This is a genomic window from Enterococcus sp. AAFC-DPL-5182, from assembly GCF_058216605.1.
Genome location: NZ_CM177101.1, coordinates 358,195 through 373,665, shown reverse-complemented (window position 1 = coordinate 373,665; position 15,471 = coordinate 358,195). Strand labels below are relative to the sequence as shown.

At 33.9% G+C, this 15,471-nt stretch carries 17 protein-coding genes and 1 pseudogene; 3 read left to right on the top strand and 15 right to left on the bottom strand.

The features are described from left to right. Positions 1–9: 9 nt before the first annotated feature. From AC4BB7_RS01710 to AC4BB7_RS01660, 11 genes are all read right to left on the bottom strand, one after another. A complete protein-coding gene (locus AC4BB7_RS01710; RefSeq protein WP_490484199.1) occupies positions 10–315 on the bottom strand; it encodes an immunity protein CdiI family protein in 306 nt (101 codons plus the stop codon). A gap of 51 nt (positions 316–366) precedes the next feature. Further along, positions 367–783, bottom strand: coding sequence for a hypothetical protein (locus tag AC4BB7_RS01705; protein WP_490484198.1), 417 nt, complete (start codon positions 781–783; stop codon positions 367–369). A gap of 140 nt (positions 784–923) precedes the next feature. Continuing rightward, the gene (locus AC4BB7_RS01700; protein ID WP_490484197.1) at positions 924–1,247 is read right to left on the bottom strand and encodes a hypothetical protein; all 324 of its coding nucleotides are present in this window, start codon (positions 1,245–1,247) and stop codon (positions 924–926) included. Between the two features lie 210 nt (positions 1,248–1,457). Beyond that, positions 1,458–1,958: a hypothetical protein gene (locus AC4BB7_RS01695; protein ID WP_490484196.1), complete on the bottom strand. Its 501-nt coding sequence runs from the start codon at positions 1,956–1,958 to the stop codon at positions 1,458–1,460. Positions 1,959–2,312: 354 nt separating this feature from the next. Further along, positions 2,313–2,675, bottom strand: a complete 363-nt coding sequence (locus tag AC4BB7_RS01690; protein ID WP_429954207.1) for a hypothetical protein — start codon at positions 2,673–2,675, stop codon at positions 2,313–2,315. Positions 2,676–2,895: 220 nt separating this feature from the next. Then, complete coding sequence (locus AC4BB7_RS01685) at positions 2,896–3,189, bottom strand: hypothetical protein (RefSeq protein ID WP_490484195.1); 294 nt, start codon at positions 3,187–3,189, stop codon at positions 2,896–2,898. A gap of 8 nt (positions 3,190–3,197) precedes the next feature. Next, complete coding sequence (locus AC4BB7_RS01680) at positions 3,198–3,392, bottom strand: DUF4926 domain-containing protein (protein ID WP_490484194.1); 195 nt, start codon at positions 3,390–3,392, stop codon at positions 3,198–3,200. 92 nt (positions 3,393–3,484) lie between these two features. Then, on the bottom strand, positions 3,485–3,880 hold the full coding sequence (locus AC4BB7_RS01675) for a hypothetical protein (RefSeq protein ID WP_069645998.1): 396 nt from the start codon (positions 3,878–3,880) through the stop codon (positions 3,485–3,487). A gap of 10 nt (positions 3,881–3,890) precedes the next feature. Next, on the bottom strand, positions 3,891–5,318 hold the full coding sequence (locus AC4BB7_RS01670) for a T7SS effector LXG polymorphic toxin (protein ID WP_490484193.1): 1,428 nt from the start codon (positions 5,316–5,318) through the stop codon (positions 3,891–3,893). Beyond that, complete coding sequence (locus AC4BB7_RS01665) at positions 5,311–5,673, bottom strand: hypothetical protein (RefSeq protein WP_490484192.1); 363 nt, start codon at positions 5,671–5,673, stop codon at positions 5,311–5,313. Before AC4BB7_RS01665 ends, AC4BB7_RS01670 begins: the two co-directional genes overlap by 8 nt. Positions 5,674–5,680: 7 nt before the next feature. Beyond that, positions 5,681–5,947: a DUF3130 family protein gene (locus tag AC4BB7_RS01660; RefSeq protein ID WP_086315287.1), complete on the bottom strand. Its 267-nt coding sequence runs from the start codon at positions 5,945–5,947 to the stop codon at positions 5,681–5,683. A 536-nt stretch (positions 5,948–6,483) separates the two neighbouring features. Here AC4BB7_RS01660 and AC4BB7_RS01655 point away from each other — a divergent pair. Genes AC4BB7_RS01655 through AC4BB7_RS01645 form a run of 3 tightly spaced genes read left to right on the top strand, consistent with a single transcriptional unit; the run spans position 6,484 to position 7,995 of the window. Beyond that, a complete protein-coding gene (locus tag AC4BB7_RS01655) occupies positions 6,484–6,990 on the top strand; it encodes a hypothetical protein (protein WP_490484191.1) in 507 nt (168 codons plus the stop codon). Beyond that, positions 6,932–7,507 carry an EndoU domain-containing protein gene (locus AC4BB7_RS01650; RefSeq protein WP_490484190.1) on the top strand — a complete coding sequence of 192 codons (576 nt, stop codon included), beginning with the start codon at positions 6,932–6,934 and terminating at the stop codon, positions 7,505–7,507. Before AC4BB7_RS01655 ends, AC4BB7_RS01650 begins: the two co-directional genes overlap by 59 nt. Positions 7,508–7,533: 26 nt before the next feature. Then, on the top strand, positions 7,534–7,995 hold the full coding sequence (locus AC4BB7_RS01645; RefSeq protein ID WP_490484189.1) for a hypothetical protein: 462 nt from the start codon (positions 7,534–7,536) through the stop codon (positions 7,993–7,995). A gap of 205 nt (positions 7,996–8,200) precedes the next feature. Here the strand turns inward: AC4BB7_RS01645 and AC4BB7_RS01640 are convergent. From AC4BB7_RS01640 to AC4BB7_RS01625, 4 genes and pseudogenes are all read right to left on the bottom strand, one after another. Further along, positions 8,201–9,447, bottom strand: a pseudogene (locus tag AC4BB7_RS01640) (IS256 family transposase). A 269-nt stretch (positions 9,448–9,716) separates the two neighbouring features. Then, positions 9,717–13,058 (bottom strand): putative mucin/carbohydrate-binding domain-containing protein, encoded by a 3,342-nt coding sequence (locus AC4BB7_RS01635; RefSeq protein ID WP_490484188.1) that lies wholly within the window; start codon positions 13,056–13,058, stop codon positions 9,717–9,719. A 397-nt stretch (positions 13,059–13,455) separates the two neighbouring features. Further along, positions 13,456–14,175, bottom strand: coding sequence for a hypothetical protein (locus tag AC4BB7_RS01630; protein ID WP_490484187.1), 720 nt, complete (start codon positions 14,173–14,175; stop codon positions 13,456–13,458). Positions 14,176–14,248: 73 nt separating this feature from the next. Then, on the bottom strand, positions 14,249–15,382 hold the full coding sequence (locus tag AC4BB7_RS01625) for a trypsin-like peptidase domain-containing protein (RefSeq protein WP_490484186.1): 1,134 nt from the start codon (positions 15,380–15,382) through the stop codon (positions 14,249–14,251). Positions 15,383–15,471 lie beyond the last annotated feature (89 nt).

The following is a 15,471-nucleotide window of genomic DNA, read 5'->3' as shown; positions in this document are numbered from 1 at the left end:
CCAAATGAATTAGATTTTTATCTCATTCCCTATTGCATATTCTTCTCCAAGTGCTTCTTGTAGATAATTTGTTATTTGATTAAACTTATCAAGAAATACTTCTTTTTCTATATCTGAGTTAAATCCAATGTACTTGAACTCGGTATCTGTATCAATAAATAGGTCATTATATTTTTCTTGTAAGGAAACTAATTTTCTTTCTAATTCTTTATCTTCCACTAACTCTTTAGGTATATCGTTATATAGAAAATGCCCATCTGCATATATCCATATAGGAAAACATTGATACTCTAAATATAGTTTTATTTTTTTCATCTCTGTACTCCTAAATTAAATAGTACCTTAATTAAACTGATCTATTTTTTCTTAAATATTTAAATTTATTTCGTCTATATCATTTTTCGTAGACATCTGAATCAATCCATTAGCAAATTGCTCTATAAGACTAATTTCACTGTATAGATAAAAACAGCATCTATGTTTACGTTCATCGTTATCGTCTATTTCCATGTCTACTTCTATTTGTATTTTTCCTGTTGCATCTGCTGGAGAAAAATTCAGCGAAAAAGCTGGCGTGAAATCTCCTTCTTTTTTTCCAAACTCTACATAACAACTATCATTAAATTTAAAAGAAAATTCCTTAATTCTGTTTCCAATAATTTCTAAGTCTGTATTCTCAATATAGCATAATTGATAAGCTGAAATATATTTTGATTTAGCACTAACTTTTATTTCTAATAAATTTGAATCTTCCCAATTTTTTTCTATTTTAATGTTATTCATATTTTCTCCATTGGACAGCTTTATATTTTTATTTTGAAGTAAATCTAGCTTGCTTTTGCATATCTGTTTTATCAGCTTTGTAGTTTACAAATACTATGAAACCTTTTGATAACTTGATTACCCGCTTTACTTATTCCACATTATTCGTTACTTAGGAATTTTGTGAAATCTTCTGGTATCTGTGGATTACTTGAAAACAGACACTCTACAATTTCTTCATGATCAGTCATAATAACTTCTTGATAATTATTATCACTTTTCCACTCTACTTTATCGTGTGTCTCATCTGAATGTGCTACGCGTTCTATAGAAAAGTAATGCTTTTTAACTCCATATTGAACTAAAGCATCTAAGAACTTTATTTCATATTTATACTCAACATGAAATAAGTTATATAGTCTTGAAACAATTGCATCTTCCTCTATTGTTGAACTCAGAAATTCTATCAAATCTTCTTTTTTCATTTTTATCTCCTACTCACTTAGTTGGTTAGTTGAAATATATATTACGAAACGGCATCAGCGATTTTCATTCACTAAGACCGTTTCAATAATTTTATATTTTCTACTTAAGCCTACTAAAATTGCAAATCAATTATCCGAAAAGCTTTTGAGTGAGTTTAGCATATCAGTTAATATCTATTCTTTTAATTCCTCTACTGACAGAATACTTTTTTAGCTTACTTTCCCTGAAACTAAAGAAAACGTTGTATTGTCTCCATCACTACAATCAATACTGATAGAATCATTTCCCTCTAAATAATAATCTTCAATTGTATCTCTAAATCCTATTTTCCATAAAAAAGAACCATCATTTTTATAAACAAATATATCTAACTCACAAACGTATATAATATAGTTTGAATCAGAATCTATTAATATATCATATAATAATGAAGGTAGTTTTTCTTCAAACAGCACAGATTTAGTAGTATAGTCTATGCACGCAAAAATACTATTTATTCCTAAAAACACCTTATTTGACTGAGTTAGTAATTTTATTTGTGGTTCCAAACCAATATCATAATAAATAAATCCTACCTCAGATAAATTGTTACTAAATTTTATAAACTTGTTACTTTCAGATACTTCTTCACTAAATAAGAAAGAATCCTTACTCAAGTTTTTCTCTAATTCAATTGCTGACTCATAATACTCTATTTTCCAAGAATCCATTTATTTCTCACCTTTAACAATTATTGTTAGTAATCTGTCTCCATCCCACACAGATTCTATTTTTACGCCCCCATTTGGACCTTTTAAAAAGCTTTCTCTTACAGTAGTTGTATAATTTACGGTTGGCCGACCTAGTAATTCTTTAGCCACATAGCTTCTTGTTTCTGTTTTTAAAATATTGGAAGAATCATTGATAACATCCTTTAAATAATTATTTCGGTTGTGCTTTGCTAAAGTCCTTTATACCAACTTCTATGTATTTAAATTAACTTTCAACTAAAAAAAGTCTAACAAAAATACTTTTAGACTTTTTTTAGTTGAATAATACTTTAGGGAAGTGAAAAAACTACTATTTTAATAAATGTCAATTCTTGAAATGTCAACTTCCACATAATCATTTTTATCAATGTCCTTAGGTATATCGCCGTCAGATATATCTATTTTAAGCTCTCCTATTTGTAAAATCTCACTGTCCTTATCTACAAGTTTCCCTTGAATAGAGTAGCTACCATTTTTTTCATCTATTACGTATTCCTCATTGAAGTTTTTCACGATATTTCTAACATTAAATCCATAAAGAATATCTGAAAATGCGTCACCTTCTGAAAGAGTACAATCACTACAAAAACATTCAATGGAATACGTACCATCTGAAAGTAAAATATCTGCCTCTTTTGAATCTATATCTATCCAATTTACTTTTTTTACAATAATCATTATATATATCCTCCTATGGTTTTAAACCTAAGCTAGGTGCTTTTTTAGCAAGCTCTTTTACAGATTTCAAATGTAACGTTGTTATATTACCAGTTGTCCTATCTAATCCTACAAAAGCATATTTGGCACTGCCTTCACCACTAAAAGGATTTTAAAAATCTTATTGATATCAGTATTTTGTATTCTCTGATATCAATAAGATTCTAAATTAGATGTTTATTTATTTTTCAATATAACTTTCAGCGATATCAATATCTTTAGTCATATCTAACTCAGGAAATTTTTTTTCCAGTTCTCTCAAACAGTTAATAAATTGTTCACTTTGAAGCTTTTCAGATATATCTTCAAAAATTTCACTGATATAGTATAGATCATTTTCATTAACATCAGCAAGATAACGTATTGTCTCACCCTCATTTTGAGATAGTAATTCTGTCATCTCATTCCAACACTTTTCAATTCCAAAGTCATCATTTATATTTAAGTTTTTTCTCTTTTTTAAGACTTCTATCATTCTGATTTCTAATTTTTTTCCTTTCTTATCTGCGTTCCTTTAACTTCAATAACTTCAATTGTTTCATTTTCGTTATCTACAAATTCCACTTCATATACTTCATTTTCCAAATCTAATATCATCATTATTACGCCTTTAGTTCCAACAACAACCTTATTATCTATATCTATTGTACTGTATACAACATCGTACTCTTCAAACATACATTTTCCCTTATCCAAAATTCTTTATCGTTGTAGTAAAAGTTATACTCTTCCCTATAACCTATGTTTTCGGTTATTTTTATATAATCCATTTAATCGTTGCTTTCTTCTAAAATATTTACATTAATTCTATCCACTCTCATTTTGACAAATTGTTTTTCCAAATACCAAAAATCTGAGAAATCTTCATTTTCCAGATCTATGTCTATCCCAGCATCTATTATTTGGTCTGCAGGATAAAAAATACCGTGAATGTAGTATGAAAAGCTATCCCCCTGTTGAACCAGTTCTTTAATTTTCAAATCACTTTTTTCAATTTCTAAATCATCAAAGATTACTATATCCAATTCAATATCGTACAACTTACCAATCTCTATAGGACATTTATATTCTTCCACGAAACATAAAAGTTCAATACCTTCAATTTCAATTCTTACTTCTTCTTCAATATCGGGATTTTCCGAAATTATTTTAGCTTTATATTTCACTTAGATTCTCCTATTCTAATGGATTTATTATGTTTATATGTTTGTTGCCATTCAATAATTTGTATATGTCCTCTCCACGCTTTACGTGGTAAGTTGTTATATCCCCCGCTAAATTTGTTCCAACAAATTCAAACTTAGCTTTTCCTTTACCAGAATTCCCCATAAATTTTACATAGCCAGTTCTTAATTCTACTGTTCCATCTTTTAAGGTATAATTGTACTGAACTTTTTCTCCGTTTTTCATTACATGCCTTGCACCATCAAGATATTCATCTGCATTAGAATATAACCCTTTAAATTCTCCACCATGTTTTGTAAAATGATCATTAAGTTTTTTTGCATCTCCAAATTCAGCTCTAACAACTTTCCCTACATCTTTCCCTCTATCAACAGTCTTAACAACATCCGCTGACCTCTCAAACTCTTTCAACGCTTCCCACTCTTTGGCAGTCAGCCTAATCGCATCAAGCGAATAATCACCATTTCTAAGCAACTTAGCCGACTTCAAAATATCCTTCACTCGATCAATCGGCAATACAGCTAATAACAAGAAAACACCCGAAGATGAGCGCTGCATCGTTGTTGAATCTTTCGCAAGCAGAATCTCAATATCATCAATATTCGTAAGAATTTTAAAAATCTCCGGCCCATACTCTTTAAACAATTCAATATTATGAACACGAAACAATTCATGTAACTCTTTTGTTTTTTGAACATCCAATTTTCCATTGCGATAAATCTGATATTCGACACCATTCGATAATTCTTTGATCACCACATCGATCCGGTCTTTCGGTTGTGCTTTGTTAAAGTCCTTTAGTGCTTTATACCATTTTTGATTTTTAAAATCAATGGTTTTATAGCCGTCTTTACCGCCTGAAAAATTCCCAGCACTACCTAGAAAAGCTAATCCTTCGGCAATCGAAGCAATAACTGTTTGGACATCTGAGAAATCACTGCCATGCGCTGCTTCAAAAGCGCTATATTTTTCGAGAATTTCAATTTTCTTTGCGGTTCCTAGCATACTTTGTTTATTAAAAAATTGATTCACAAATGGGACATCTTCAAAAGTTTTCGCTAAAGCTTCCATGATTACATTATTTTCTGCTTGTAAACGACGTAACTCAGCTTTCAACTCTCCCATTTTTTCAGTGTCTAAATCATTCTCTGCTGGTCCAACTTCTGAGGTAAAGGCGCTTAAATAGGAGATGACTGCATCATCAAGGGTATTTAAGGCGTTCCCCACCGTAGTTGATACTTCTGAGTAGGCATCAAAATAACTTTTGGTAGACGCCCACCCTGTACCAGATAATTTCCCTGCACTTTGAAATGCTTGTTGCGCCTCTTTAAAAGAATTTAGTTGATCTAACACGGTTAAACGCAACGCTTGGACTTCACTGGCAACATTTTGCCATTCCGTATATCTAAATTTAGGCATCTTTTTCCTCCTCTTGTGCTTGTTTCTTTTTCTGCAGCCATAGGAGGTCGTCTTCTGCTTGGATTTTTTTACGTTCTGTTTCACTTACTAATTCTGTGAACTCTTCTTTGCCCGCATCAAAGGTTCGGAAGGCTTCTGTTCGTTCGTCTTCCAGCATTTCTAGGTCTATTCTTGCAGAACGTTCTGCTTCTGTTCCTTTGCTGTAATAGAGAAATTCTTCTAAGATTTCGGCTTGTTGTTGATAAACACGCTGTAGATCATTGATTAGGAAATCACTTTCGGTATCCTTTTTCTTTAACGCTATCTTTCGTTCTTCATATTCTTCGATTTTTATTTGTAGTTGTTTTTCTTCCATAACATACCTACTTTACTGCATTTTTTTCAGCCTGTTTGATGGCTTGGTGTATTTTTTCTAAGTTTCCAATATCTTTTGATGCATTACTTTTGAATGTTGATACGATAGAACTTAGAGAAGAAACACTGCTTTTCATAGCGCTAGCTGCACTACTTTCAGAAAAGCTCATGCTACTTGCTTGTTTTGGTTTGAATGATAAGGATGAGAGGCTACTTGTAAATTTACTTGTTAAAGAATTTACTGTCGCTGCATCGGTACTGATTTTATCTGCCATCTGAATGTCTCCTTTGATAGATTAGTTGATTTTATCCTCTACATAATATTCATCTTTTTAGCTAAATTGTCCAACCATATAATTACTTTTAAAAATATTATGTAAGATAAGAATACCATATTGAAAACTATAGACTTTATCAGATTATTCAGTGTGCCTGTAACTTTTTGATAAACCTTTTTGAAGTCTTATAAGACATTCACCATTTCATTTCAGCACATAGCAATGAAGTAGTTACTTCCCTTAAGAAAAAGTTGAATCAATCAGTTGAAGAATTAGAAGAAAATCATCTTGCATTGACAAAAGAAATTCAACTTCTCGAAACAGAAAACGACCAAATCAGAAGGGAGATGACTGAAACTCATGACTAAAATAAAAAAATCTGAGCTAGATAAACTCTTAAAAACAGTAGAATCTTCCAACGAAGAAATGTACAATCAATTGTATAGTTTAAATCAGGCGTTATTGAACAACAATTAAGTCAATTCATCAATTCCTTTTCAGCAGAGGTAGACACCAACAAAGACAAGTTGGACATGAATGATTTACAGGACTTGTATTTTGAAGCACAACGATTAACTGCTGAGCACAATAAAATTTTAACGCAATTAGCAGAAATGCCGATTATCGGGAAATTATTTAACGAGTTCAATTTGACAAAAGTTATGGATGATATTGAGGTACTACAGGATTTCCAGCAATTCGTTTCAGCTCACAGTAGTGATTTTGATTATATTGATGAATTATTAAACAACATTGAGATGGGTATCAATGAATTAGGTAGCGATGCTAGTTTTCTAGGTGCAAATGTTGGCTTTGCAATGGTGGATTATAGTAAATCAAGTTGGTCTAAAGGGATTAATGATTTCAAAAAAGCCCATAAAAAAGAGATTGATGCAGGAGTAAACCGCTATAAACTTCGAATACAAGCAAGAACGGCGGGTACAATTATCGGGCTACAACAAATATACGGATATCATGAATTTGAAAGGTCCATGGGAAAATGCAGCCAGAGACTTTTATATGCCAGATTATCAGAATAAAATGCTTTTGTTGAACAGAAACATGAGAATATCTGATTTAAGTAAAATGAGTCCTAAAGATGATTACTTTATTCGTTTCCCTGACGTTTTAGATGTTAGCGGATTGAGGAATACACAATACTTTGATCCTAAAGCAAAAGGCATTGAGCATATATACTTAGGGGAAGTTAACCGTCGTGGGAACGCTGTAGGATTTCATACAGAAGCTTTTCCAGGCACACCTGGAAAAGTGATACCAGGAACGAATACTTTACCGGATGTAAACGGAGTTTATAAAGGACAAGTGACTGTTAACGGGATACTTAAAGGTGGAAACAATGGAGAATCAACAGTTTTCCCAAAAGAATGGCATCCTCAAATGATTGTTGATGCTATAAACATTGCGTATGAAAATAGAATTCCAGTGGTGGGAAATCCCGGAGAATTTCATTTTGAATACAAGGGTATTGATATTCATATGTATTTAGACAGAAATACCGGATTGATTCGTTCAGCTTTCCCTGTCTATTCAAAATAGTTTAATTAAAGGAGATTTTATTATTTATGGTTAAATATAGATTTTATTATATGCATTTGGTCTCACCTAAACCACATAAAAGAGCTATGCTTTCATTTGTTGATCCTAAATACTTAGGATTAAATTTTCTTATAAACGATACTATTACAACGGATTTAGACTGGGAATACAGTATTGTTAATCAATTGAAGAAAGTACTATCTGGAGAATTGGAGCCTCAAGGTACAGGAACAAACAGAACAACTGTAGAGATTACAAAAGAGACTACCACCATTATCGATCACTTTTGGGACGATGAAACGATGGATTATTTTGAAGATGTCGTTGTTCCAACAAAAGATTTATATGACTTAATTATTTGGTGGATTCAAAAAAAGATAGACTTAGAAATAGAAGCTGATCAAAGTGGATTAACAGAAGATGAATTGAATGCTATGAGTACGATAATAGATACAGAAAAACTTCTGCAGAATGATGATATAGAATAAAAAATAGTTAAATCTAAAACGATAACTTACATCATGGTTAGTAAGTTACCGTTTTAGAGGGTTTGTCAACTAAAGTGTGTAACTGACAAATCTAAGAACGAAAAAGAACATCAAACCATTCCTAAATAACCTTCGGCTAAAAGGGTATAAGAAAGAAACCTTACCAAAAAGGAAAATTTGATGTTCTTTTTTGATGCGTTAGTGATTAGGAAATATATAAGCTATAAGTGTTGATGCGCTCAGAAAACTGTTCATTCGCCATCAATTGATTTAAGACCATCGGCCAATTAGGAATAAACCCAGCTTTCCATTTCTTTTTCAATTCTGTTACTCGTAGATAAAGAAGCTTTAAAAGAGCGGTTTCATTTGGAAATGCGCCTTTTTTAGTTACTTTTCTAAAGCTGGAATGAATACTTTCAACGGCATTTGTTGTGTACATAATTTTACGCACTGCGCTACCATAATCATAAAGTTGTTCCACATGAGAAAAATTCCGTTTCCAAACCTCTACTGCACCAGAGTAGTGAGACCAACGTTTTTGAAAAGCATCAAAAGCACTCTGACAAGCTTTTAACGAAGGTGCACCGTAAAATTTCTTCATTTCCCTAGAAAATTCCTTGTAATTTTTATACGGAACATACTGGAGCGCATTGCGCACTAAATGAACGATACAGCGCTGAACGCTCACCTTTGGAAAAATAGATTTTGCGCCGTCTTCAAGACCAGAAACACCATCCATAGACATAAAGAAAATGTCCTGTACACCGCGAGATTTCAACTCATTAAAAATCTGCATCCAGCGGTTTTTACTCTCAGTTTCATTCAGCCACAACCCTAAAATATCTTTTTTACCTTTTAAATCTTACCCAAGAATCGTATAGACAGCGTATTCTTTCACTTCATAATTTTCTCTTAATGTCACATACATACAATCCACAAAAACAAAGGCATAGCACTTCGCTAAAGGGCGATTTTGCCATTCCTCCAGTTCTGGAAGAACAGAATCAGTGATTGTGGAAATCATTTCGTGAGAAATGGAGAATCCATAAATATCATCAATGGTATGAGCAATATCTCTTTAAGACATGCCTCTGGCATACATGGATAAAACCTTTGATTCCATGGTCGAAACATCACGTTCACGTTTTTTGATAAGTTCTGGTTCACACGTGGCTTCTCTGTCTCTAGGCACATCAATAGGGGCTTCTCCAAAGCTTGTTTTTACTTTCTTAGAGCCGAATCCATTTCTTCGATTGTTCGTTTTTTCTCCTGTTTTGAGTGAATATCGTAGCCTAAATGGTGTGTCATCTCGCCTTGAAGCATTTGTTCAAACAGGGGACCAAAAATATCTTTTAGAGCGTCTTGCATGTCATCGACATTTTCAGGATTGTAGCTTTCTAGAATGGTTTTCGCTAATTCAACAGTTTTAGGATCTCTTTTCTGTCTTGCCATATTCTCGCATCCTTTCATTTTTATTTTATCTGAATTTCCTTTACACGAAAAGAAAAACTGTATAAGCAGCTTATCTAGAATTAGCTACTTACACAGTTTATTTTACACTCTCATCGGGTTAGAACATCAACACAATAGTGACACCTTATAATTTTTGTCAAAAAAAGTATTGCCATTCTATCTTTTTCATTTCTTCGTTGGAACCCTTAGTATTATAGTAATCTCAATTTAGAATAGGACTAAAGTAAAGAAATCTGTTTTAACTCTTTTTACCATCCAAACCAAATATACTTATAAACTTCATACTCTACTTCTAAGTTCTTTGATACGCCTTGTGCTTTTACTGTTACCATCAAGTGATCTTTTAAGGGACGATCTATCATTAGTATCCTTGTGGATAGATTCGTAAATTCTACTTCATAATCGTTCGTAGCTACTCCATCTACTTTCACATTTTTCACCCAGTTTTTTAGTTCTGCTGCTGTTGGCTTCCACTCTTTTGCATTGCTACCAACTGCTTGCTGAACTCTCACTGGATTTTGTTCCACGGTCAACGTCTTTTCTTTATACACTTCATAATCCACTCGTAAGGTTTGTGAGAAGCCTTTTGCTTTTACTGTTACTGTCCAATAATCTTTTAATGGACGATCCGTCGGTACTGTTCCTGTGGATAGATTCGTAAATACCACTTCATAATCGTTCGTGGCTACTCCATCTACTTTCACATTTTTCACCCAGTTTTTTAGTTCTGCTGCTGTTGGTGTCCACTCTTTTGCATTGTTCCCAGGATGTCCGACTAGCACTCTCACTGGATTTTGTTCCGCTGTCAAAGCTTCATACACTTCATAATCCACTCGTAAGGTTTGTGATAAGCCTCTCGCTTTTACTGTGACTGTCCAGTAATCTTTTAATGGACGATCCGTTGGTACTGTTCCTGTGGATAGATTCGTAAATACCACTTCATAATCGTTCGTGGCTACTCCATCTACTTTCACATTTTTTACCCAATTTTTTAGTTCTGCTGCTGTTGGTGTCCACTCTTTCGCATTATTCCCAGGATGTCCGACTGGCACTCTCACTGGATTTTGTTCCACGGTCAACGTCTTTGCTGCTTCTTCATATACTTCATAAACTACTTGTAAGGTTTGTGATACCCCTTTTGCTTTTACTGTGACTGTCAAATGATCTTTTAATGGGCGATCCGTTGGCACTTTCCCTGTAGCAGGATTCTTTAATTCTACTTGATAATCATCTGTTGCTACTCCATCTACTTTCACATTTTTTACCCATTTTTTTAGTTCCGCTGCTGTAGGTGTCCATTCTTTCGCATGGTTCCCAGGATGTCCGACTGGCACTCTCACTGGATTTTGTTCCGCTTCTAAAATAGGATCTTCAAGATATAACTCTGGGTATTTTGTTTTGTATTCTTTCTGAAGAGCATCTGAAAGTAAGCTTATTGCCGCTACAATATCCTTTTTCTCAAAGACTTGTGTAGCTGGTAATTCCCATAATACTTTATTTTTTTGTAGCGAACTAATCCGTTGATTAATTTTTTCAATTAATTGTTTTTCTAAATTCCCTTCGACTTCAAGGTTTTTTAAGCGTGATTTTGTTACAATCCATCTATTAGTCTTAGAAGAATTATTGATATCCGCATCGTCAGATACTATTCTTCTACTTGGCTCTGCATGATAAATTTCAACGATATCTCCTTCTGTAAGAGGTATCTCGTTCGTTTCAACAGTAACATGCGTTCCTTCAATATTTTTAGTATATTTTATTTTTCCATTCTTATCTTTTACTGAGATACTTGCATACAACTCCCCAGGAAAATATTCATGAGGTGTCTCTTTAAGAACTGACACAATTAACTTTTCTCTGTCCAAGTCAGTTTTAACAGTGGCAACTAGATCATCACCTTGCCCTAATAGATTGATTGTTTGATTTACCAAGCTCCCTGACGAAATTTTATCAAAAGACATAGTTGTATTATTCTCTGCCTCTTTGACATACACATATGGATTTTTCGGAACATATTTCATCATTTTTTTCCCTGAAAACTCTAGATGATAAATACCATTAGGAATATTTTTGAACACGATAGTTTTGCCGTTAATTTCCTGACTCGCTACTTCTTTTTTCCCATCTTTTAACACGACATTTGTACCAAGTAACTCATTAATATCCTCTACGCCCAATTCAATAGCTACATTGCCTTTCAAGTTCAATGAAGCAATTTCATCATTCGTTACCATTTCAAAATTCGAATTGATCATGTATGACTCATCAACTAGTTTACGTGCTTCTGCCAGTCTATCTTGAGGGACAATATCCGACAATGAAGCAATGCCTGGGTATCCTAAAGCTTGATGCACTTCAGACTCTGACTCTCCCAACTTAAGACCCCATCTTAACAATACAGGACTAAAATCTTGGTGGCTATTTTCGCTGTAAATACGATTTAATAACTCAGGTAAAGGATAATTACTGCTGTCAAAATTTGGTTGCGCTGCTAACTGACGATACTCTTGATACATTTTAGTAAATGAATCGTCTCCAGCTTTTTGTTTTAAGAGAGAGAGCAGAATTAATTTTTCTCGCCCATCTACCGAATTATAGCTACCATTTTGACGAACCATTTTGTTATACAAATTGGTTTCGACACTCTCTTTTTTACCGTAATTAAATAGCCAACCCGTTTCAACTGATTCTTTTCCATATTTATTGTATAGATACTGTAAACCAAACAAATTATTGGAGACTTCTCTAGTGTCCATTCCTATACCATCGAAACTAGCTTGATACCCATGTGCAATTTCATGTAATGTTCCCCAATTATCTTTAGTTAACCACATATCTACCGTGTCATAGCCATTTGCTGTCCAAGTATTCGTGTAATAAGCACCAACTCCTCCAGCATGTTTGTCCGCTTTAAGAAAGTAGCGGTTTTCTCCGTTTTGATTCTCTTTTGTGGAATTATCAAAACCGGCAATTTGATTATAATAGGCAAATAAATCAGTGTAGTAGTCAATCAATTCATCCAACGAGCGAAAATCTTTCATATGTCTAGTCGCTTCTTTGTCTCTTTTAGGAATAAGTAATTGAAAATCCTTTCCTTTCACTAACGCATAATCGCCATCAAATTTATCCCACTTATCAAAAAATTCTGTCTCACTTTTCTTATAGTCATACACTGGCAATGGCTTTTGTGTTTTAGCATCAGCCACTTCATACTCCACTTGTGCAGATTCACTGCCGTAAGGAGTATCTACAAATGGAACAAGTGGCTCTGAAGCTTTGATTGTTACCCAATCTGTTCCAACACTCGCATTTTTTTCAACTTGGGAATCATTCCCTAATAATCGAAACGTCAGTTTCCCCTTAAAATTTGGATTGATTTGTCTGACTCTTATTTCTGTGTTTGCCTCCAAAATAAAGCCCAAATCTTGGCGATCATGGTACTGACCTTTACTTATCCCTGCCTTTAAAATCCAAGAAGGTTCAGGGATACTAAAGATCTCTTTTGTTTCTGTCCCTTCCGCGTGTGTTTCTACTGTAGAAAAGCCAAAAAATACACAAATCAAAAGAATAACTGGATACAATTTTTTCATAATTTTTCTCCTTAAACTAATTTTTTTAAACTATACACGTGTAGTAAATAAACGGTGGGGGTATCAGTAGACCCATTTGAAGCTAAAAAAGAGACTGCCATCAATTGTATGCCATTACTTGGTTCTAGCTTAATTTTTAATTTTTGATACTGTTGCTGATAAAAAAGAGCCAAAAAATCCTAGGCTCTTTCAATATACTTCGATTCTTAGTGCTTTAACATGTGGCATTCGATGCAATTGAATGGCAACGTAGTCGTTGCTTCTGCTTCCACCGTTTATTCGTATCCCTTGAGAAAGTAAACAGAGACAGAAAAGGAGAAACGAAATCCAGCTATATTTTTTCATACCGTTTCTCCTTTCCTCTAGTTTTTAAAATGTATCCTTTAGTCTCTACCTTTTATGGCGTATTTCCTACTTGCCATAAAATTTTGGCACGATAACCCCTATGTGCGACGTCCTCGTCTGTAGGAATTTCTATTTTAAACCCTGTTTTTCCTGTCTTCCAATCTTCACTCAATGTATAATCATTTTTTACACCATCACTTGCTTTTTCTGCGAGTATCTCTGCATCTCCTTGCCTGAATTCAACGATACTTTTGTCCTCTTTTTTATATTTGAGGACTTCATCTGGAAATGTTTTAGTAGCCTCTGTCACATTTGTAAATGGTGTCTCTAAGGTCGCTGTGACATTCCATTTGTTACTTTTCTTCCTACTATCCCAAATCACTAACGGTTTATCAAATTCGGCGTTATTTACTTTAATGAAGTGAATCCCTTTTTGAATCTTTTGTGTGCCAAAAGACATCGTTGATGGAGATGATTCAATAAATAATTTTCCATCAAATGTGTACACAACCGTCTGAGGACTATCGCTAATCGTTATTTTATCCGCTGGCTTGTCTACAGATTGGTAATGCTCTGCATCTATAGAACGAAGTGCTTTTTTCACATCTTCATTCTTAGATAGGACAATTTCTGTCCCAACCGCTCCTTTAATCGTGACTGGCTTCACCACAGGATCTAAGTCTTCGTGATCGACTGTTTCAAATTTGACAGTTATTGTTTGTTCCACCTTTTTAATTACTGTTCCGGTGTTATTATTACTATCTGCATTCACAACCGTATACTTCGTTGGGTCAATTACTTTTTCTGTTGTTCCACCACTCGCATCTAGTATAAAACAGCTAATATTAATTGTCTGTATCCAACAAGATGAGTTGGCGATCAATTAATTTATAAACATATCGGTTCGCTTTTATAGATTTTAATTCAACATCATCATTTGTATTGTAACGGTGGCTTGTTCCTTCTGCATGATAGATTTCTACAATACTACCTTCTTTTAAATGGATGTTATCTTGTTCATATTTTGTAACACCTTGATTTCCATTCCAGCTTTGATCATAGATGACCGTACCATCAGCTTCAACAATTTTTATGGAAGCATAAACTCTATTTCCAAAATAAGGATTAAAAGCATATTTACTAGACTTATAAATAGTCGCAAGTCTATCCTTTCCAATTTCCATGGACACTCGCGCAAACTCACCTTTTCCTCCGACACCAATTCCTATCAACTCTATTTTTTGGGGTTCAACATTCTTTCTAATAAACTCATAAATACTTGATTTAAATCGAACAGCCATATTCTCGCTACTAACTGCACCAAAATGGATTCCGATTACTTGATTTTGGTCATTGAAAACAGGTGATCCTGAATTCCCACCAAAACTACTCGCATTATAATAAATTCTATTTGTAGTTTCTGTTGTAGATATTCCTTTACTTTCCCACATTGTAGCCCAAGATTTATCCCCTGGATATCCAATAACTCTTATAGGTGTTCCAACTGTAGTTACTGGGTTACTTATATATTCAACAGGGGCTACAAGATCTCCAATATTCTGTCCATTAGCATTCGGTTTTAAATACACAATAGCTAAATCTTGTCCGTCAGGGCTATATTTTATTTCTTCCCCATTGAATGTGCCTTTAAATTCAGTGTTAGAAGTTCGGGCTACATTTACTTTTATATTGGTTGCATTCCCATTTTTGGCAGCCGCTGCAACATGTCTGTTAGTCAATATAGCATTTTCCCCTATAACCACACCCGATCCCTGGGTAGCATTGTTTACGTAGATGAAACATACTGCCTGATAAGGTTGTTGTGTGGCATCTTTTATTTGGACTCTGTCATTATTCGGTAATATTGCCCTGGTATTTAAATTCGTCTCTTCTGCGCTTACTATTGCGCTTGAACTGGTAAGACTTACAAAGAATACGATTATCAAAAGACCCCAAATTCCAAACGTTCTTTTCTCCACTTCTATCTTCTCCTTTTTACATAAAATCCACTTCATTATTCGTTCAACACACCAAACTATTTGTACCTATCTAAGGTTAAAGTGCCCCA